The organism is Bradyrhizobium semiaridum (assembly GCF_020329505.1).
GTDB classification, from domain to species: Bacteria; Pseudomonadota; Alphaproteobacteria; order Rhizobiales; family Xanthobacteraceae; genus Bradyrhizobium; species Bradyrhizobium semiaridum.
This window is the reverse complement of sequence record NZ_JAGKJJ010000041.1, coordinates 1-20,156: the sequence shown is the minus strand read 5'-3', so window position 1 is coordinate 20,156 and position 20,156 is coordinate 1. Positions and strand designations below refer to the sequence as shown.

Below are 20,156 nucleotides of genomic sequence, written 5' to 3'. Positions count from 1 at the left end.
GCCGGGACGACATCGAGATTGGGGCAGCCGCAGGCGACCGTGCCCGCCGCCCGGCTCCTTTGCATGGGGTTGTTTTCGCTGTTTTGGCAATGCGCCCCCTACGAGGGCTACAGCATGCTGGGCAGCACGCGGTCCGGCGGCTTGTGGTTGTCGAGGAAGGTGCGGATGTTGATGATCACCTTCTCGCCCATTTCGACGCGGCCCTCGATGGTGGCCGAGCCCATATGCGGCAGCAGCGTCACCTTGCCGGCCTTGGCGAGCCGGACCAGCTTCGGGTTCACCGCGGGCTCGTGCTCGTAGACGTCGAGCCCGGCGCCGCCGACCTCGCCGGCTTCGATCAACTTGATCAGCGTGTCCTCGTCGATCACCTCGCCGCGCGCGGTGTTGACGATATAGGCCTCCTTGCGGATCAGCTTGAGCCGCCGCGCCGAGAGCAGGTGGAAGGTGGCCGGGGTGTGCGGGCAGTTCACCGAGATGATGTCCATCCGCGCCAGCATCTGGTCGAGGCTTTCCCAATAGGTGGCCCCGAGCTCGTCGGCGATCATGGGCGCCACCGGGCGGCGGTTGTGATAGTGGATCTGCAGGCCGAAGGCGCGGGCCCGGCGCGCCACCGCCTGGCCGATCCGGCCCATGCCGATGATGCCGAGCCGCTTGCCGCCAATGCGGTGCCCGAGCATCCAGGTCGGCGACCAGCCCGCCCAGTGCTTGCCGTCGGTCAAGATCGAGGCGCCCTCGATCAGCCGGCGCGGCACCGCGAGGATCAGCGCCATGGTCATGTCGGCGGTGTCCTCGGTCAGCACCTTCGGCGTGTTGGTGACGGTGATGCCGCGGGCATGCGCCGCGGCCACGTCGATATTGTCGACGCCATTGCCGAAATTGGCGATCATCCTCAGCTTGCAGTCCGGCTGGTTGATCGCGTCATCGCGGATCAGGTCGGTCACGGTCGGCACCAGCACGTCGGCGGTGCGCGCCGCTTCCGCGATCTGCTCCGGCGTCATCGGCGTGTCGTCGAGATTCAGTCTGGCGTCGAACAGCTCGCGCATCCGGGTCTCGATCGAGTCCGGCAGCTTGCGGGTGACGACGACGAGAGGCTTTTTCTTTACCGACATGTCCTGCTTTCATGAACTCCGCGGCCTGCAAAAACCAAGCCGTTCAGGGCTCATTAACCGGGTTGTTCGACACTGCTGATCGCCGCGCTGTCCCGGCGTTTCCTTCGCGTTTCCTAGGGTTCCCCGACACTTGTCCGCCGTTTGCTTCGCGGAAAGTCCGGGCGTTCTGGTTCTGAAAGGCGTTCCGTCCTCTCTAGCAGAAGGCCGGGCCAAGACAAGAACCCCTCGGAAGGGCGTGCTCCGGGCGCTGGTGTGGCGAGAGGGGTCTGAAATCTCAGGCGTGGATTTGGGTTGCAGCTCGCCGAATGCGGGTTGGGCATCTCGGCAGGAGACGAGTTGATGGTGGTGGCGTTCTGGCGTTTCGGTTCATTGGTAGCGCTGGTCGGGTCCATGCTGGGCGCATCGGTAATCCCGGGACATTCGGCCAAGGACTCCAGCCCGACCACCAGCGGACTGCCGATCCCGCGCTATGTCAGCCTGAAATCCGACCACGTGAACGTCAGGGCCGGTCCGACCAAGGACAATGACGTCGCCTGGGTCTACACGAGGGCCGGGCTGCCGGTCGAAATAACCGCCGAATTCGAGAACTGGCGCCGGGTCCGCGATTCCGAGGGCTCCGAAGGCTGGGTCTATCACTCCCTGCTGTCCGGCCGCCGCACCGCGGTGGTCACCATGAAGAACAAGGACGATCTGGCCTCGCTCTACGATCGCCCCGATGCCAGCAGCGCGGTCGCGGCGCGGCTGCAGGCCGGCGTGGTCGCGCAGGTCAAGAAGTGCAGCAACAGCTGGTGCCGCGTCACCGGCAACGGCTTCGACGGCTGGATCGAGCAGCAGCGCCTGTGGGGCGTCTACGCCGACGAGAAGGTGGACTGACTTCAATCGTCGTCCCGGCCTTCGCCGTGACGACGGTGGGACCGGTATCTCCCAAACGACAATGGCCGGGACAAGCCCGGCCATGAACAATCAAATCAGCGGCAGACGGCTCAGCGCTTCTTGCGCAGCCGCACCACCATGTCGACGCGGGAAATCTCGTAGCCTTCCGGCACGTCGGGCATCTTCGAGAGCATCATGTTCGAGTCGTGGATGTCGACCAGCTCGTGATTGTGCTCGAGATAGAAGTGGTGATGCGCCGAAACGTTGGTGTCGAAATAGGTCTTGGTGCCGTCGACGCTGACCTGGCGCAGCAGGCCGGCATCGGTGAGCTGGTTGAGGGTGTTGTAAACGGTCGCCAGCGACACCGGCACCTTGGCCAGCGTGGCTTCCTCGTACAGCATTTCAGCGGTCAGGTGACGGGCGCCCTTGCCGAACAGCAGCCAGCCCAGCGCCATGCGCTGACGGGTCGGCCGCAGGCCGGCAGCCTGCAACATCTCGTTGACGTCATGCCACGGACAGCCGGTCAGGGCCGGGTGGCCGGCGCCACGGGCGGCCGGGTGCACGGCATCATCCTTCACAGCCGGTACTTCCTCGTTCATATCCACTCTATGCACCTAACTCAGGCAATATTCCCGATATATATAAAAAGGATGCCTACCAGATGCAAGTTTTTCGCAACTAGAACGCATCCAAGTTGCAAGAGAAACCCATGATAAGGCGGTAATTTATCACCTGAATGCCGCTTTGCCGCCCCATTAGGCCTATGTTAGAGAGCGCGCGGACCACATATGCGTTGCAGGCAGAGATCAGGCCGGCGGCGTGCCCAAGTAGCGCCCGACGGCGGGATATTGCAGTTTCCCGTCCGAGGTAAGGTCCGGCTCAGGCCAAAGGCGCTTCATCGGGACATTGAGAGGTAGAAAGCGGATGCTGGATCGGCGCGGCGGTTACGAATATGAGGATTTGCTGGCCTGCGGCCGGGGCGAGCTTTTCGGGCCCGGCAACGCCCAGTTGCCGCTGCCCCCGATGCTGATGTTCGACCGCATCAGCCAGATCTCCGACAGCGGCGGCGAATTCGGCAAGGGGCTGGTGCGCGCCGAGCTCGACGTGAAGTCCGATCTCTGGTTCTTCGGCTGCCATTTCAAGAACGATCCGGTGATGCCGGGCTGTCTCGGCCTCGACGCCATGTGGCAAATGGTCGGCTTTTATCTCGGCTGGATCGGCGGTGAAGGTCGCGGCCGGGCGCTCGGTCTCGGCGAACTGAAGTTCTCCGGCCAGGTGCTGCCGCACGCGCGCAAGGTTGTGTACAACGTCGATATCAAGCGCGTGATGCGGTCCAAGCTCGTGCTTGGAATCGCCGACGGGTGGCTTTCCATGGACGACGAGATTATCTATCGCGCCAAGGACTTGAAGGTCGGGTTGTTCAAGCAGGGCACGGCGCCATCTTGAGCAGGATCATCATGCGGCAACATAAAGGCAGGGCGAGGCGAACATGAGGCGGGTTGTCATCACGGGGATGGGTATCGTCTCGTCCATCGGTAACAACACCCAGGAAGTGCTTGCGAGCCTCTATGAGGCGAAGTCGGGCATTTCGCGCGCGGAGAAGGCCGCCGAGCTCGGCTTCCGCTCGCAGGTGCACGGTGCGCCGACACTCAATCCTGCCGAGGTGATCGATCGTCGCGCCATGCGGTTCCTGGCCGAAGGCGCGGCCTGGAATCACGTCGCCATGGAGCAGGCCATCCGCGACTCCGGCCTGGAAGAGGCCGAAGTCTCCAATATCCGGACCGGCATCATCATGGGGTCGGGTGGCCCGTCGACCCGGACGCTGGTGGAAGCCGCCGACATTGCACGGGCCAAGGGCCCGAAGCGCGTCGGTCCTTTTGCCGTGCCGAAGGGGATGTCCTCGACGGCGTCGGCGACGCTTGCGACCTGGTTCAAGATCAAGGGCGTGAACTATTCGATCTCTTCGGCCTGTGCGACGTCGAACCATTGTATCGGCAACGCCTATGAGACGATCCAGATCGGCAAGCAGGACGTCATCTTCGCCGGCGGCTGCGAGGAGCTCGACTGGACACTGTCGGTGCTGTTCGACGCGATGGGCGCGATGTCCTCGAAATACAACGACACGCCGGCCACCGCCTCGCGTCCCTACGACGTCAGCCGCGACGGCTTCGTGATTGCCGGCGGCGCGGGCGTCGTGGTGCTGGAAGAGCTCGAGCATGCCAAGGCGCGCGGCGCCAAGATCTATGCCGAGGTGGTCGGCTATGGCGCGACCTCGGACGGCTACGACATGGTGGCGCCGTCGGGCGAGGGCGCCGAGCGCTGCATGCGCATGGCGATGTCGACGGTGAACACGCCGATCGACTACATCAATCCGCACGCCACCTCGACGCCGGCCGGCGATCCGCCGGAGATCGAGGCGATCCGCAAGGTATTCGGCACCGGCGACAAGTGCCCGCCGATCTCGGCGACCAAGGCGCTGACCGGCCATTCGCTCGGCGCCACCGGCGTGCAGGAGGCGATCTATTCGATCCTGATGCTGAACAACGGCTTCGTCTGCGAGAGCGCGCACATCACCGAGCTCGATCCTGTGTTCGCCGACATGCCGATCGTGCGCAAGCGCATCGACAACGCCAAGCTCGCCACCGTGCTGTCGAACTCGTTCGGCTTCGGCGGCACCAACGCCACGCTGGTGTTCAAGCGCCTCGATGCGTGATTTCGATTTCATCTCTGCTCGTTCGCGGTGGGAGGTTTCCACGCGGCGAATGAAAACATTGCAACGATCCGAATTGGGGTGCGCATGATTATCGAACCGCGCGTGCGAGGCTTCATCTGCACCACGGCACATCCGGTCGGCTGCGCCACCAACGTCCGCGAGCAGATCGCCTATGTGCTTCGCCAGGGCCCGATCGCCGACTGCCCGAAGCGCGTTGCCGTGCTGGGTTGTTCGACCGGTTACGGCCTCGCGAGCCGCATCGTTTCGACCTTCGCCGGCGGCGCCGACACCATCGGCGTGTCGCTCGAGCGCGAGCCGACGGAAAAAAGGACGGCCACCGCCGGCTGGTACAACAACCGCGCCTTCGAGATCGAGGCGAAGAAGATCGGGCGATCCCCGCTCACCCTGGAAGGCGACGCCTTCTCCGACCAGCTGAAGGCCGATTTCATCGCGCACGTGCGCGAGAAATTTGGACAGCTCGACATGCTGGTCTACAGCATGGCCGCTCCGGTGCGCACCGATCCCGTCACCGGCGAGACCTATCGTTCGGTGATCAAGCCGCTGGGTGCGCCCGTCGAGATCAAGACGCTCGACACCGAGACCGGCGAGGTGTTCCAGACCACGCTCGAGCCTGCCACCGAGGAGCAAACCGCCGCTACCGTGGCGGTGATGGGCGGCGACGACTGGAAGCGCTGGATCGATCAGCTCGCCGATGCCGGCGTGCTGGCACCTGGCTTTCGCACGCTGAACTACACCTATATCGGCAGCGAGCTGACCTGGCCGATCTACTGGAACGGCACGCTCGGCCGCGCCAAGGTCGATCTCGACAGCAAGGCTGAGGCAATCCGCGGCCGGCTCGGCGCGGAGGCGGCGCGCGTCGTGGCGCTGAAGGCCGTGGTTACCCAGGCGAGCTCGGCGATCCCGGTGGTGCCGCTCTACGGCACCGTGCTGTTCAAGGTGATGAAGCAGCTCGGCCTGCACGAAGGCTGCATCGAGCAGATCGACCGCCTGTTCCGGACCAAGCTCGGCAAGGATGTCGCGCTCGACGACGCGCAACGCGTCAGGGTCGACGACTGGGAACTGTCATCAGAGGTTCAGACCGAAGTGTCGCGGCGCTGGCCGCTGCTCTCGACCGAAACGCTCGGCGACCTCGCCGACCTCGACGAGTACAAGACCCAGTTCCTCCGCCTGTTTGGCTTCGGCATCCCGGGCGTCGATTACACGCAGGACCTCGATCCGCGTATCGTCCCGGGTTAGGTAATCTTCGTAGCCCGGATGGAGCGAAGCGAAATCCGGGGAGCACTTTCCACGTCTTCGTCTGCCCCGGATTGCGCTGCGCTCCATCCGGGCTACGGTCTGTCTTCTCCTTCCAAGCCTCGCGAACTTACACGCCGAGCGTGCCGGCCTTGGCCGCCGCGTAGCGCTCGGCGATCGCTTTCCAGTTCACCGTATTCCACCACGCCTTGAGGTAATCGGGCCGGCGGTTCTGGTAGGTGAGATAATAGGCGTGCTCCCAGACGTCATTGCCGAGCAGCGCGCGCTTGCCGTCCATGATCGGGGTGTCCTGGTTCGGCCGCGTCTCGAGCGCGAGCTTGCCGTCCTTGGTCACGGTGACGAACACCCAGCCCGAGCCGAACACGTGTCCGCCGGCGGCGTTGAAGTCGGCCTGCAATTTCTCCATGCCGCCGAGATCGCGATCGATCGCGGCGAGCACTTCGCCGTCGGGCTTGCCGCCGTTCGGTCCCATGATCTGCCAGAACATCGTGTGGTTGGCGTGGCCGCCCATGTTGTTGCGCACGCCGGTGCGGATCGCCTCCGGCACATTGCCGAGATTGGCGAGCACGTCGGTGATCGGCTTCTCCGCGATCGCCGGGTTGTCCTTGGCGAAGCCGTTCAGATTGGTGACGTAGGCCTGGTGGTGCTTGTCGTGATGGATCTCCATCGTCTTGGCGTCGATGTGCGGCTCCAGCGCCGATGTCGGATAGGGCAGCGGGTCGATCTTGAAGGGGCCGCTTGGAGCTTGTGCTGTCGCCTGGGCGAATGCGAGCCGTGGTGCAGCGGCGGCCGCGACGAGTGTGGTCGTCGCAAACACGAGGTGACGGCGGGAGATGCGTGACATGATTCCTCCTGACCTGTTGCTGTGGGAACTCATGACGGAGCAGCGCAAGGTACGTTCAGGATACCCTATGCAGTTTCGAAGACGGTCACTATGACGCTGCGTCGGAATCGCGCATTTGTGTCCGCACGCCGCCTGCCTTGGTCCGACACCGCACCAAACAAAAAGGGCGGCCTCTCGGCCGCCCTTTCTGGTTTCGTTCAAAAAGGCCTTACTCGCCGGCGGCTTCGCGCGGCGCCGGGGCGTCGGTCTTCTGCTTGGCCTCGAGGTCCTCGCCGGTGGCCTGGTCGACCGCCTTCATCGACAGCCGGGTCTTGCCGCGGTCGTCGAAGCCGAGCAGCTTGACCTTGACCTTGTCGCCTTCCTTGACGACGTCGGAGGTCTTCTGCACGCGGTTGGCCGCAAGCTGGCTGATATGGACGAGACCGTCCTTGGCGCCGAAGAAGTTCACGAAGGCGCCGAACTCCATCACCTTGACGACGGTGCCCTCGTAGATCTGGCCGACCTCCGGATCGGAGGCGATCGACTTGATCCACTTGATGGCGGCCTTCATCGCCTCGCCGTCGTTGGAGGCGACCTTCACGGTGCCGTCGTCCTCGATGTTGACCTTGGCGCCGGTCTTCTCGACGATCTCGCGGATCACCTTGCCGCCGGTGCCAATCACTTCGCGGATCTTGTCGGTGGCGATCTTGAAGGTCTCGATGCGCGGCGCGTATTCGCCGAGCTCGGCGCGGGCCGCGGTCAGGGCCTTGGACATCTCGCCGAGGATGTGGATGCGCCCTTCCTTGGCCTGGCCAAGCGCAACCTTCATGATCTCCTCGGTGATGCCCTCGATCTTGATGTCCATCTGCAGCGAGGTGATGCCCTGGTCGGTGCCGGCCACCTTGAAGTCCATGTCGCCGAGATGATCCTCGTCACCGAGGATGTCCGACAGCACCGCAAAGCGCGAGCCTTCCAGGATCAGGCCCATCGCGATGCCCGCGGTCGGCCGCTTCAGCGGCACGCCGGCGTCCATCAGCGACAGCGAGGCGCCGCAGACCGAGGCCATCGAGGACGAGCCGTTCGACTCGGTGACCTCGGAGACCACGCGCACGGTGTACGGGAACTCGTGATGCGGCGGCAGTACCGGGTGGATCGCGCGCCAGGCGAGCTTGCCGTGGCCGATCTCGCGGCGCTTGGTGCCGCCGAGGCGGCCGGTCTCGCCGACCGAGTAGGGCGGGAAGTTGTAGTGCAGCAGGAATGTTTCCTTGTACGTCCCCGACAGCGCATCGATGTACTGCTCGTCCTCGCCGGTGCCGAGCGTGGTCACGACCATCGCCTGGGTCTCGCCGCGGGTGAACAGCGCCGAGCCGTGGGCGCGCGGCAGCACGCCGACCTCGGCGATGATGTTGCGCACGGTCTTGACGTCGCGGCCGTCGATGCGCTTGCCGGTGTCGAGGATGTTCCAGCGAACGATCTTGGCCTCGAGCTCCTTGAAGACGTCGGCGACGCGCAGCTTGTCGTATTTCGGCTCCTGGCCCTCGGGGAAGAAGTGCGCCAGCACCTTCTCCTTGACGGCTCCGACCGCGGCATAGCGCTCCTGCTTGACCGGGATCGCATAGGCGGCGCGCAGCTCCTGCTCAGCGATGCCGAGCATCTCCTTCTCGATCTCGGAATTGTCGATCGCGGTGACGTCGCGCGGCTCCTTGGCGGCCTTCTCGGCGAGCTCGATGATCGCGTTGATCACCGGCTGGAAGTGGCGGTGGCCGAACATCACGGCGCCGAGCATCACCTCTTCGTTGAGCTCCTTGGCTTCCGATTCGACCATCAGCACGGCGTCGGCAGTGCCGGCGACGACGAGGTCGAGCTGGGTCTCGGTCATCTCGTCGAGCGTCGGGTTGAGCACGTATTCGTCATTGGCGAAGCCGACGCGGGCGGCGCCGATCGGGCCCTTGAACGGCACGCCGGAGATGGTCAGCGCGGCCGAGGCCGCGACCATCGCCAGGATGTCGGGATCGTTCTCCATGTCGTGCGACAGGGTGGTGATGATCACCTGGGTCTCGTTGCGCCAGCCGTCGACGAACAGCGGACGGATCGGGCGGTCGATCAGGCGGGAGACCAGCGTCTCCTTCTCGGTCGGACGGCCCTCGCGCTTGAAATAGCCGCCGGGAATGCGGCCGGCCGCGTAGGCCTTCTCTTGATAGTCGACGGTGAGCGGCAGGAAGTCGACGCCTTCGCGCGGCGCCTTGGCGGCGACGACGGTGGCGAGCACCACGGTCTCGCCGTAGGTCGCCATCACGGCGCCGTCGGCCTGGCGGGCGATCTTGCCGGTCTCAAGTTTGAGGGGACGTCCACCCCAGTCGATCTCGACGGAATGCGTATTGAACATTTCGGTTTTCTTTCATGGTTTCGCGAAAGCACGGCGCCCAGAAACACAAAGACCATGCGCAAGACGGCGAGATGCTGATGCGCATTGGCGACCAGCATCCGGCGATCCTGCCATGGTCTTCGGGTTTCGGATGGCGTCCATCCTTTCGGTCATCTGGGCATCTTGCCCCGTCCAGCGGCCGGATTGCTGCTGGACGCTAGTGCGCATGATCATCTTTCGACAATTCGAAAGTCCGCTTCCCGGAAAATCATGCGAAAACGCGCGCGAACCGCGCGCGCGTGCTTCTCAAAATCAACGACGGATGTTGTGCTTTTCAAGCAGCGCCTTGTAACGCGCCTCGTCCTTGCGCTTGATGTAGTCGAGCAAAGAACGGCGCGTCGACACGAGCTTCAGGAGGCCGCGGCGTGAATGGTTGTCCTTCACGTGGGTCTTGAAGTGCTCGGTGAGGTTGTTGATGCGTTCCGACAGGATCGCGACCTGGACCTCAGGCGAGCCGGTGTCGCCGGCTTTGGTGGCATTCGTCTGGATGACTTCCGCTTTGCGTTGCGCGGTAATCGACATCGTCACTTGCTTTCATGGTTGCGAGCCGAACTGGCAGTCAGTCCGCTCAGGTTGAACACGCGCTTGGGGATGAGTTCGCCATTGCCAATTTCGGCAAGCGCGAGAAGTCGGCCTGCCACCGTGACATAGACTGTGCCGCTACTATTGGGCGCATCCCGTCCGCGCAACAAAACGGCCTGGCCCCGATGGAGCCTTGCCGCATCAGCCCGTGTGACGGCCAGTGCCGGGATGTCGTCCAGCGCGGTCTCAACGGGCAAAAGCGCGTCGGCGAGGCTGCCCTCGCCAGACGCGGCTCTATTGCATAAAGCCTCCAACTGTTCCAGCGGAATCATGTCCTGCTCGGTAAATGGGCCGACAATGGTCCGCCGCAGGGCGCAGATATGGCCGTAACAGCCTAGAATCCGGCCGATATCGCGGGCCAGCGCCCGGACATAGGTTCCCTTGCCGCACTCGGCCTCGAACACCGACTGGCCGTTATCGCCATGTTCCACAAGGATTAATTCGTGAATCTCGACCGGCCGGGGCTTCAGGTCCACAGTCTCGCCGTCGCGGGCCAGATCATAGGCGCGCTCGCCCTGCACCTTGATAGCCGAATATTGCGGCGGGATCTGCTCGATCAGCCCGGTGAAGCGCGGCAACAGCTCGCGGATCTGGTCGGCGGTCGGGCGATCCGGGCTCGTCCTGACCGGACGGCCCTCAGTGTCGTCGGTATCGCGCTCCTCGCCCCAGCACACCGTGAAGCGGTAGCGCTTGCGGCCGTCCATCACGAACGGAACCGTCTTGGTGGCTTCGCCCAGCGCGATCGGCAGGCCGCCAGAGGCCAGCGGATCGAGCGTGCCGGCGTGGCCCGCGCGCTTCGCCTGGAACAGCCGCTTCAGCACGGCGACGGCATGGGTCGAGGTCATGCCGATCGGCTTGTCGAGCACCACCCAGCCGTGCACGTCGCGCTTGTCGCGGCGCGGCTGCTGGTTCTGCTTGCCCTGCTTCTGGCGCGGATCATTGTTGGTGCGGCGCGGCTCGTCGGCGCGCGGTCCGGAAAAGATCGTCACTTCGGCGTCCGGCGGCTCGGCAGCCTTGGCATCGATCACGCTGTTGGTCGTCGTCACAGTCATCACTCGTCGTCCGAATCGGGTGCAAGGTCGCGCTGCACCGCAGGTGTTCGCAGAAGCTTCTCGATCCGTTCCGCCTCGTCGAATCGCTCATCGACGCGGAAGCGGATGTCAGGTGCAAATTTCAGGTTGACGCGGTGCGCGATCTCGCCGCGAAGGAATTTCTTGTTGCGTTCGAGCGCTGCGATCACGGTCCCGGTGTCGCGGCCGCCGAGCGGCATCACGTAGATCGTCGCGAGCTTCAGGTCCGGCGACATGCGCACCTCGGGAACGGTGATGATGTGGCCTTCCAGATCCGGATCGTGCACGTCACCCTGCGAGAGAATCTCGGCGACCGCGTGGCGTACCGTTTCACCGACGCGCAGCTGACGTTGCGAGCCGCCCGGAGTGGAACTCTTTTTTTGACGGGGCATGATGTCTTCCAAAACCGTCGCGCCCGCCGGCCTGGCCGCGGGCAGCAATGTCCAGCTTTCAATTCAGGCAATGCGCGGGTGGCCGGAGCAAACTCCGGCCAGCCGTCGCATGTTCAGTTAAATGGACCCAGACTCTTAGTAAGATCTGCGCTTCGTAAGATTTGGACTTACAGAGAGCGCTGGATCGTCTCGATGCGGTAGCACTCGATCACGTCGCCGACACGCATGTCGCCGTAGTTCTCGAATGCCATGCCGCACTCCTGGCCGGCGACCACTTCCTTCACTTCATCCTTGAAGCGCTTCAGCGTCGACAGCTTGCCTTCGTGCACCACGACGTTGTCGCGGATCAGGCGCACATTGGCGCCGCGTTCCACGGTGCCGTCGGTGACGCGGCAGCCCGCGACCTTGCCGACCTTGGAAATGTTGAACACTTCCAGGATCTGCGCGTTGCCCAGCATGGTCTCGCGCAACGTGGGCGCGAGCAGGCCGGACATCGCCTTTTTGATGTCATCCACAAGATCGTAGATGATGTTGTAGTAGCGGATCTCGATGCCATTGCGCTTGGCCGCGGCAGCCGCTTCCTTGTTGGCGCGGACCGAGAAGCCGATGATCGCGGCGTTGAAGCCTTCCGCCAGCGTGACGTCGGACTCCGAGATGCCGCCGACGCCGGCATGCAGGATGCGGGCGGCGACTTCCTCGGTGCCGAGCTTCTCCAGCGAGCCGAGGATCGCTTCCAGCGAGCCCTGCACGTCGGCCTTCACGATCAGCGGGAACTCCTTGCGGCCGGCGGTCTTGAGCTGCGACATCATTTGCTCGAGCGAGCCGCGCATGCCGGAGATCGAGGCGGCGGCGTTCTCGCGCTTCTGGTGCGCACGGTAGCTCGTGACCTGGCGGGCGCGGGCTTCGTTCTCGACCACGGCGAGACGGTCGCCGGCTTCCGGCGGACCGTTGAAGCCGAGCACCTCGACCGGCACAGACGGGCCGGCCTCGTCGAGATTCTCGCCCTGATCCGAGATCAGCGCGCGGACGCGGCCCATCTCGGCACCGGCAACGATGATGTCGCCGATCCGCAGCGTGCCGCGCTGCACCAGCACGGTCGCGACCGGGCCGCGGCCGCGATCGAGCTTGGCTTCGATCACGGTGCCTTCCGCCGGACGCTCCGAATTGGTCTTCAGGTCGAGGATTTCGGCCTGCAGCGCGATCATCTCGAGCAGCCGGTCCAGATTGGTCTTGTTCTTCGCCGAGACCTCGACGTCGACGACGTCGCCGCCCAGCGATTCGACCTGCACCTCGTGCTGCAGCAGTTCGGTGCGCACGCGCTCCGGCCGCGCATCCGGCTTGTCGATCTTGTTGATCGCCACGATCATCGGCACCTTGGCCGCCTTGGCGTGGTTGATCGCCTCGATGGTCTGCGGCATCACGCCGTCATCGGCCGCGACAACCAGCACGACGATGTCGGTGACCTTGGCGCCGCGGGCGCGCATCGCGGTGAACGCGGCGTGGCCGGGCGTGTCGATGAAGGTGATCTTGGTGCCGCTCTCGGGCGAGAGCACCTGATAGGCGCCGATATGCTGGGTGATGCCGCCGGCTTCGCCCGACACCACGTTGGCGTGGCGCAGCGCGTCAAGCAGCGAGGTCTTGCCGTGGTCGACGTGGCCCATGACGGTGACCACCGGCGAACGCGGCTCGGTATCGGTGGAATCGTCGACGACGTCGAACAGGCCTTCTTCTACGTCGGCCGCCGCGACGCGCTTCACGGTGTGGCCGAGTTCCTCGGCGATCAGCTGAGCGGTGTCGGCGTCGATCACGTCGGTGATCTTGTGCATCGCGCCCTGCTTCATCAGCATGCGGATGACGTCGACCGCGCGCTCCGACATGCGGTTCGCCAGTTCCTGGATCGTGATCACTTCCGGGATCGTGACTTCGCGGATCAGCTTTTCCTTCGGCTCGTTCGACGCATGGCCTTTCAGGCGCTGGGTGCGGCGGCGGAATGAGGCGATCGAACGCTCGCGCACGTCGTCGGCGTTGAGCGCGGTGGTGACGGTGAGGCGGCCGCGCTCCTTCTGCGGGCCGGGCTTGTGGGTCGTCTTCGGCGCGGCCGCGGGACGGATCGCACCACCGGGGCGGCGCACCAGACGCGGACCTTCATCCTCGTCGGCCTCGGCCGCAACGGCCGGTGCGCGCGGCGTGGAAGCCGGCGTGCGTGCGCCGGGGGATGTCGTCGTGCGGGACGGTGCACCGGATCCGGGGCGTGCCGTGCCGGGCGCCGCGGGCCGTGCCGTCGCTGGAGCGGCGGCGGGTCGCGCCGGTGCGGCGGCAGCCGGAGCTCCCGGCTTGGCCTCGCCTTCGCCGAAGCGGCGCTTGGCTTCGACCTCGGCCTTGCGCTTGGCCTCTTCCTCGTGGCGATGGCGCTCTTCTTCCGCCTTGCGGCGGGCTTCGGCGGCCTCGCGCTCGATCTTCTCGGCCGCCTCACGGGCGGCGCGGCGCTTGGCTTCCTCTTCGGCCTGACGGCGCTCCTCGATGTCGCGCTGGCGCGCATCGGCGAGCGCGCTGGCGCGCGCCGAACGCTCGTCCTCGGTCAGGGTCGGCAGCACCACGCCGGAGCGGGTGTTGCGCTGCTGCTGACCCTGCGGCGGACCGCCGGGACGACCGAGCGGCGGGCGCGGCGGGGGCGTCGCAGGCTTTGCAACCGCGGGTTCCGGGGCATGCGTCTCCGGGCCGTCGCCGCCGATGCGGCGCTTGCCGCGCTTCTCGACCACGACCTGCTTGCTGCGGCCGTGGCTGAAGCTCTGGCGCACGGTGCCCGTCTCGACGCGCGGCTTCAGCGACAGCGTCTTGCTCGGGACACTCAGAGTCTTGTCGCCAGGGGTCTTCGTATCAACCATTCAGCAGTCCTAATCTCGTTTCGTCGTGCGTCCCCGCACAAATCGTCCAACGCTCGTCTTTTGCTGAGCATGATCCGCTCGGAAAGGCGGCGTCCGCCTTCCTGGATCACGCTCTGGAATTTCTGGCCGCTTCGGCGGTCTTGTCGTCGTCGGCCATCCGGTATCGGACCAGCAACTGGCAGCGCGACAGGAACGTCTTGCTCGCCGGGCCCGCGAGCAGCGCAGCATGTATCACATTTGACCGCCCAAGTGCCAAATCCAATTCTGCCGACGTCAAAACATTGACGACGGCGATTACCGGCGATTCACCACGATTCCCACCCCTTTGCCGCAGGATCGCGTCCAATTTGCGGATTCCGTCGGCAGCGCCGTCGGAAGCGTGGATCAGGGCTGCGGTTTCGCTCCGGTTGAGTGCGTCCTCGACTTTGCCGAAGCCTGAAACCACCTGGCCGGCCTTGGCAGCCATCGCCAGCGCCTCGGTGACGCTGCGGACCAGGAGTGCCTCGGTGTCGCTGGGAAGGGTCGGCGCGACACGGACATCGCGCTTGAATCCCTTGCTAAATTGGTGACGGCGGACCGCTTCCGCAACGCTTCGCCGCGATGCGGAAATCCATAGGCCGCGGCCGGGCAGCTTGCGCTTGAGATCCGCGACCACCTCGCCGGTGGGCGCGACGACGAACCGGATCAGCTCGTCGATCGGATGCACCTCGCGGCTGACCGCGCACATCCGCGTGGTCGCGGACTTGCCGGTCCGCGGCCCATCGTCGAGATCGGGGTCAGCCTGAGCGAGCATCCGTGGGGCATCTCCTTACGAGGCCGTTTCTTCTTCGGCCGCCTCGGTCTCGGCGGCTGGCTTGGCGAGGTCGGCCTCGGTGATCCAGCCGGCCTTGAGGCGGGCCTGCATGATCATGGCCTCGGCCTCGTCGCGCGACATCTCGATGCCGTCGAGGAACCCGGCATGCTTGGTCGGCTCGTTGCCTTCCTTGCGCTCGGTCCAGCCGACCAGATCGTCGGTGGCACAGCCGGCGAGGTCCTCGACCGTCTTCACGTCGTTCTCGCCGAACTTCACCAGCATCTTGCCGGTCATGCCGGGCACGGTCTTCATGTCGTCCTCGACGCCGAGTTCCTTGCGCTTGGCTTCCAGCTCGGCCTCAAGCTGCTCGAGATATTCGCGGGCACGCGTCTGCAGCTCGGTGGCGGTCTCCTCGTCGAAACCCTCGATGCCGGCGAGTTCCTTGACGTCGACCAGCGCGAGCTCCTCGACCGAGGTGAAGCCTTCGGAGGCGAGCAACTGGCCGACCACCTCGTCGACATTGAGCGCTTCCATGAACACGCGGGTCGAGTTCTCGAAGTCGGCCTGGCGGCGCTCCGATTCCTCCTGCTCGGTCAGGATGTCGATGTCCCAGCCGGTCAGCTGCGAGGCGAGGCGCACGTTCTGGCCGCGGCGGCCGATCGCCAGCGACAGCTGGTTGTTGGTGTCGGGCACCACGACCTCGATGCGCTCGCGGTCCTCGTCGATCACGACCTTGGCGACTTCGGCCGGTGCCAGCGCGTTGACGACGAAGGTCGCGATGTCGGGCGACCACGGGATGATGTCGATCTTCTCGCCCTGCAACTCGTTGACCACGGCCTGCACGCGCGAGCCGCGCATGCCGACGCAGGCCCCGACCGGGTCGACCGAGGAATCACGCGAGATCACGCCGATCTTGGCGCGCGAGCCCGGATCGCGGGCGACCGCCTTGATCTCGACGATACCGTCGTAGATCTCCGGCACTTCCTGCGCGAACAGCTTCGCCATGAACTGCGGATGGGTGCGCGAGAGGAAGATCTGCGGGCCGCGGGTCTCGCGGCGGACGTCGAAGATGTAGGCGCGGACGCGGTCGCCGTTGCGGAACACCTCGCGCGGCAGCATCTCGTCGCGGCGGATGATCGCCTCGCCGCGGCCGAGGTCGACGATCACGCTGCCGTACTCGACGCGCTTGACGATGCCGTTGACGATATCGCCGATGCGGTCCTTGAACTCCTGGTACTGCCGGTCGCGCTCAGCCTCGCGCACCTTCTGCACGATCACCTGCTTGGCGGATTGCGCGGCGATGCGGCCATATTCCAGCGGCGGCAGCGTATCGGCGATGGTGTCGCCGACCTGGGCGCCCGGATTGGCGCGCTGCGCATCGGCCAGCGAAATTTGGTTCGAGGCGTTCTCGACGACGTCGACCACCAGCATGTGGCGGGTCAGCCGCAGCTCGCCCTTCTTGGCGTCGATCTCGGCATGGATGTCGGTCTCGCTGCCGTAACGGGCGCGGGCGGCCTTGGCGATGGCGTCTTCCATCGCCGCGATCACGATGGAGCGGTCGATCGACTTCTCGCGCGCAACTGCATCTGCGATCTGCAGCAGTTCGAGTTTGTTGGCGCTGACTGCCATGGCTTAGTCTCCTTCGGATGGATCGATCTCGCCCCGGCGCGCGCGTTCGGCGGCGAGGCGGTGTTGTTTGGTGTTGGTCGGGGCCGGCTTTTTGCCGGGCTTCGCTTTCGGTTTCTGGCTCCTGGCCGGATCGCTCTTCTTGGCATGCGCCGGCTGCGGCGGCGCGAGGCCGAGCTCGCGGCGCAGCTCGCGTTCGGCGGCCTTGCCGCGGCGCATCGATTCCTCGATCAGCTCGTCGGTCAGCACCAGCCGTGCCTCCGAGATGTCCTCCATCACCAGCAGCACGTCAGCGTCCTCGCCGGGACGCGGATCGTCGCGCGTGACGCGCACCGTATTGCCCTCGACGCCGGCCAGCGTGCCGCGGAACCGCTTGCGGCCCTGATGCGCCACCGCCATCTCGATCTTCACCAGATGCCCGCTGTAGCGCTCGAAGTCGGAGCGGCGCACCAGCGGACGGTCGATCCCGGGCGAAGAGATTTCCAGCCGGTAGGCGCGCTCGATCGGGTCGGCAACATCGAGTACCGGCGACAGCGCACGCGAGATCGCCTCGCAATCCTCGAGCTGCATCGAGCCGTCGGGCCGCTCCGCCATGATCTGCACGGTGCAGCCGGCGTCGCCCGACACCTTGATGCGCACCAGGCGATAGCCCATGCCCTGCAGCACCGGCACCGCGACGGCGGCGACCCGCGCTGCGACTCCCGGCTCAACCACGAGCCGCGGCTCGGTGAGCAGTTCGGTGTCCACAGGCGTGGCGGTCGGATCGGTCATATCAAACGTCAAAGGCGGTCTGAGGTCTGTCGTGTTTGGATCGGCGGCCTTAACGGGCCGGTAACGCTACCCGAACGGCGCCCGGCCGGCCGGTCGCCTCGGGTAATAAAAAAGAGCGGGTCCCGGGGGGCCCACTCTCCTACGCGATCGTATGAGATACCATAAGTTGCGAGGGATATAACCCTTTTGCCCAAGTCCGGCAAGGCCTTCCCGTACAAGTCGAGCGTGATTTGAGGCCGATCCCGGCGGGCGGTCATCTAACACTCCGTTTACGAACGGGACCTAGATTGCCCCGAAAACCGGCATAGGCAGCCGGTTTTGGACAGACGTATGACCACGGCCCCGGCGCTGATCCCGGAACTCGCAGACATTGTCAGCCGCGGCGACCCCAAACGCCGCGCCGAGGCCGCGCGGCGGGTCAGCGAGCTGTTTTTTCAGGGTGTCGCGCGCTTCCGCCCCGACCATGTCGACCTGTTCGACGGCGTGCTGACCAGCCTGGTTCCGCATGCCGAGCTGGCGGCCCGGATCGATCTCGCCGAACGGCTGGCGCAGCTCGCCAACGCGCCGCGGCAGCTCGTCGGCCAGCTCGCCCATGAGGACGAGCTCGCGATCGCCGGCCCGCTGCTGCGCAAATCCCCCGTCATCCCTGATCCTGTGCTGATCGAGATCGCCAATGCCAAGGGCCAGGGCCACCTGCTCGCCATGGCCGAGCGGCCAAAGCTCTCGACCGGGATGACCGACGTCCTCGTCCGCCGCGGCGACCGCGACGTGGTCAGATGCGCGGCCGGCAATGCCGGCGCCGCGTTCTCCGACGACGGCTTCGCTGCGATGATCCGGCGTGCCGGCCAGGACGGCGTGCTGACGCTGAGGATCGGCCGGCGCGACGACCTCCCGCCCGATCATCTGAAAAGCCTGCTCGCGGGTTCGATCGACGTGATCCGGCGCCGCCTGTTCGACGTCGTCAAACCGGAGCGGCAGTCCGAGATCAAGTTGGCGATGAGCGAGCTCGAGGGCGTGATCCCGCCCGTCCAGGGGCGCGATTTCGTCGAGGCGCAGCGCGCGATCCTGGCGCTGCATCGTGCCGGCCAGCTCAACGAAGCCGCGCTGCTCGGCTTCGCAAAGGCTTTCAAATACGAGGAATGCGTGGCGTCGCTGGCCGCGATGACCGGCGTGAAGATCGTGACGCTCGACCGCCTGATCTCCGGCGACCGCTACGATCCGATCCTGATCGCGAGCAAGACGCTCGGCTTCGAATGGCCGACCGTGCGCGCGCTGATCCTGATGCGGCTCGGCCCGAACCGCATCCCGTCCCCGGCCGACATCGAAGGCGCGCGGGTGAATTTCGTCCGGCTGATGCCGTCGACCGCGCAGCGCGTCGTGGAGTTCTGGAAGTCGCGGTAAGTCCTCTCCGCACTCTCCCCGTCATTCCGGGGCGAGCGAAGCGAGAGCCCGGAATCCATTCATCAACAAGGCCTGCGGCCCGATGGATTCCGGGCTCGCGCCAAGGGGCGCGCCCCGGAATGACGGGGAGTCAGGCCGTGCGCCTGAACCGTAGATATGCCGCCTTCCGGCCCTCACGCTCGGCCTTCGCGCCGTAGCGCGTCATGGTGTAGTCGGGCCACGGCTGCTGCCAATCGATTGCGCGCTCCGCCAGCCAGGCGAAATCAGGTGAGCGCATCAGATGCGCCAATGTCCACGCGCAGTAATCGTCGATGTCGCTGACGAAACGGAATTCGCCGCCGGCTTTCAGGATACGCGCCATCGCGGTAACCGTCGCATCCTGCACGAAGCGCCGCTTCCAGTGCCGCCGTTTCGGCCACGGATCCGGATGGATCAGGTCGACGCGCGCGAGCGAGCGCGGCGGCGCCCAGGCCAGGAGCTCGGCGGCATCGCCGGCGAACAGGCGGATGTTGCCGATGTTGTGGGCCTCGATCTGCGTCAGGATCTTCGCCATCCCGTTGACGTAAGGCTCGCAGCCGATGAAGCCCGTCGTCGGATGTGCCTGCGCCTCCGCGATCAGATGCTCGCCGCCGCCGAAGCCGATCTCGAGCCTGACATTCTCGGTGCCGTCATCGAACAATTCGGTCAGTGCAGCGGGCGCGGGGCTGCCGATGTCGAGCGACAGATGCGGCAGCAGATGGTCGATCAGGTCGGCCTGATGCGCGCGCAGTTTGTGGCCCTTGCGCCGGCCGAAGAACGAGCCGCGCGAATGCGCCATCGCGCCGTCGTCAGGTGCGTCGTGATCGTCAGCGTCGCGTGATGCCGAACTCATTGCAGCGTCTGGTAGAGCCGATACAGCAGCCGTGCGCGCGGCTCGATCGAGGAGATATAGAGCTGCTCGTAATGGGTATGCGCGCCCTTGCCGTCGACGCCGAGGCCGTCGAGCGTCGCGGTATGCGGCGCGGTGAAATTGCCGTCGGAGCCGCCGCCGGTGAAGACGTCGAGCAGCTCGAAGCCGAGCTCGCCGGCAAGCCCTCGCGCGTGCTCGTAGAGCGCGGCGCCGGCGTTGCTCTTTTCATAGGGCGGGCGGTTCAACTCGCCGGTGACTTTCACGCTGACACCTTCGGTGCGCGAGGTCAGCCCGAGGATCTTCGGCAGCAGCTCGTCGGCATCGGCCATGGTCGGCACGCGCATGTCGACTTCGGCATAGGCCTCCTCCGCGATCACGTTCGGCTTGGTGCCGCCCCGGACAACGCCGACATTGACGGTGACGCCGCGCGTGAGGTCGTTCATCGCCTCCAGCGCCTGGATCACATGGCCGAGTTCGCGGATCGCGCTGCGGCCGTCCTCGGGCCGTGTGCCCGCATGCGCCGGCACGC

18 protein-coding genes are annotated in these 20,156 nt (G+C 65.5%); 5 read left to right on the top strand and 13 right to left on the bottom strand.

Annotated features, from left to right (window positions below; all coding sequences use genetic code 11):
* Positions 1-107 precede the first annotated feature (107 nt).
* On the bottom strand, positions 108-1,109 hold the full coding sequence (locus J6500_RS29295) for a 2-hydroxyacid dehydrogenase (protein WP_225716179.1): 1,002 nt from the start codon (positions 1,107-1,109) through the stop codon (positions 108-110).
* Between the two features lie 345 nt (positions 1,110-1,454).
* Between J6500_RS29295 and J6500_RS29290 the strand changes: the two genes are divergently transcribed.
* Positions 1,455-1,982 (top strand): SH3 domain-containing protein, encoded by a 528-nt coding sequence (locus tag J6500_RS29290; RefSeq protein WP_225716192.1) that lies wholly within the window; start codon positions 1,455-1,457, stop codon positions 1,980-1,982.
* A 110-nt stretch (positions 1,983-2,092) separates the two neighbouring features.
* Here J6500_RS29290 and irrA read toward each other — a convergent pair whose 3' ends face one another.
* Positions 2,093-2,581: an iron response transcriptional regulator IrrA gene (gene irrA / locus J6500_RS29285; RefSeq protein ID WP_283842961.1), complete on the bottom strand. Its 489-nt coding sequence runs from the start codon at positions 2,579-2,581 to the stop codon at positions 2,093-2,095.
* Between the two features lie 325 nt (positions 2,582-2,906).
* On the opposite strand from irrA, the gene fabA reads away from it, so the two are divergent.
* From fabA to fabV, 3 genes are all read left to right on the top strand, one after another.
* Positions 2,907-3,428 (top strand): bifunctional 3-hydroxydecanoyl-ACP dehydratase/trans-2-decenoyl-ACP isomerase, encoded by a 522-nt coding sequence (gene fabA, locus J6500_RS29280; protein WP_225716178.1) that lies wholly within the window; start codon positions 2,907-2,909, stop codon positions 3,426-3,428.
* Positions 3,429-3,471: 43 nt separating this feature from the next.
* A complete protein-coding gene (gene fabB / locus J6500_RS29275) occupies positions 3,472-4,695 on the top strand; it encodes a beta-ketoacyl-ACP synthase I (RefSeq protein WP_225716177.1) in 1,224 nt (407 codons plus the stop codon).
* 84 nt (positions 4,696-4,779) lie between these two features.
* Positions 4,780-5,952 carry an enoyl-ACP reductase FabV gene (gene fabV, locus J6500_RS29270; RefSeq protein WP_225716176.1) on the top strand — a complete coding sequence of 391 codons (1,173 nt, stop codon included), beginning with the start codon at positions 4,780-4,782 and terminating at the stop codon, positions 5,950-5,952.
* 127 nt (positions 5,953-6,079) lie between these two features.
* Here the strand turns inward: fabV and J6500_RS29265 are convergent, their stop codons facing one another.
* The 9 genes from J6500_RS29265 to rimP all read right to left on the bottom strand — a co-directional run bounded on the left by J6500_RS29265 (position 6,080) and on the right by rimP (position 17,337).
* Positions 6,080-6,814 carry a superoxide dismutase gene (locus tag J6500_RS29265; RefSeq protein WP_225716175.1) on the bottom strand — a complete coding sequence of 245 codons (735 nt, stop codon included), beginning with the start codon at positions 6,812-6,814 and terminating at the stop codon, positions 6,080-6,082.
* Positions 6,815-7,022: 208 nt separating this feature from the next.
* Positions 7,023-9,179, bottom strand: a complete 2,157-nt coding sequence (gene pnp / locus J6500_RS29260) for a polyribonucleotide nucleotidyltransferase (RefSeq protein WP_225716174.1) — start codon at positions 9,177-9,179, stop codon at positions 7,023-7,025.
* Between the two features lie 291 nt (positions 9,180-9,470).
* On the bottom strand, positions 9,471-9,740 hold the full coding sequence (rpsO, locus tag J6500_RS29255; RefSeq protein ID WP_225716173.1) for a 30S ribosomal protein S15: 270 nt from the start codon (positions 9,738-9,740) through the stop codon (positions 9,471-9,473).
* Between the two features lie 2 nt (positions 9,741-9,742).
* Positions 9,743-10,852, bottom strand: a complete 1,110-nt coding sequence (gene truB / locus J6500_RS29250; protein ID WP_225716172.1) for a tRNA pseudouridine(55) synthase TruB — start codon at positions 10,850-10,852, stop codon at positions 9,743-9,745.
* On the bottom strand, positions 10,852-11,262 hold the full coding sequence (gene rbfA / locus J6500_RS29245) for a 30S ribosome-binding factor RbfA (RefSeq protein ID WP_225716190.1): 411 nt from the start codon (positions 11,260-11,262) through the stop codon (positions 10,852-10,854). The genes truB and rbfA overlap by 1 nt, the downstream gene beginning before the upstream one ends.
* 167 nt (positions 11,263-11,429) lie before the next feature.
* Positions 11,430-14,147: a translation initiation factor IF-2 gene (gene infB / locus J6500_RS29240; RefSeq protein WP_225716171.1), complete on the bottom strand. Its 2,718-nt coding sequence runs from the start codon at positions 14,145-14,147 to the stop codon at positions 11,430-11,432.
* Positions 14,148-14,253: 106 nt separating this feature from the next.
* Positions 14,254-14,940, bottom strand: a complete 687-nt coding sequence (locus J6500_RS29235; protein WP_225716170.1) for an RNA-binding protein — start codon at positions 14,938-14,940, stop codon at positions 14,254-14,256.
* Positions 14,941-14,955: 15 nt separating this feature from the next.
* A complete protein-coding gene (gene nusA / locus J6500_RS29230) occupies positions 14,956-16,569 on the bottom strand; it encodes a transcription termination factor NusA (RefSeq protein WP_225716169.1) in 1,614 nt (537 codons plus the stop codon).
* A gap of 3 nt (positions 16,570-16,572) precedes the next feature.
* Entirely contained in the window at positions 16,573-17,337 is a 765-nt protein-coding gene (gene rimP / locus J6500_RS29225; protein WP_225716168.1) for a ribosome maturation factor RimP, read from the bottom strand.
* A 330-nt stretch (positions 17,338-17,667) separates the two neighbouring features.
* Between rimP and J6500_RS29220 the strand changes: the two genes are divergently transcribed.
* The gene (locus J6500_RS29220; RefSeq protein WP_225716167.1) at positions 17,668-18,738 is read left to right on the top strand and encodes a DUF2336 domain-containing protein; all 1,071 of its coding nucleotides are present in this window, start codon (positions 17,668-17,670) and stop codon (positions 18,736-18,738) included.
* A 130-nt stretch (positions 18,739-18,868) separates the two neighbouring features.
* Here J6500_RS29220 and trmB read toward each other — a convergent pair whose 3' ends face one another.
* Positions 18,869-19,609, bottom strand: a complete 741-nt coding sequence (gene trmB, locus J6500_RS29215) for a tRNA (guanosine(46)-N7)-methyltransferase TrmB (protein WP_225716166.1) — start codon at positions 19,607-19,609, stop codon at positions 18,869-18,871.
* Positions 19,606-20,156, bottom strand: a 551-nt coding sequence (locus J6500_RS29210; protein ID WP_225716165.1) for a M20/M25/M40 family metallo-hydrolase, incomplete at its 5' end; no start/stop codon positions are given. The genes trmB and J6500_RS29210, both read right to left, overlap by 4 nt.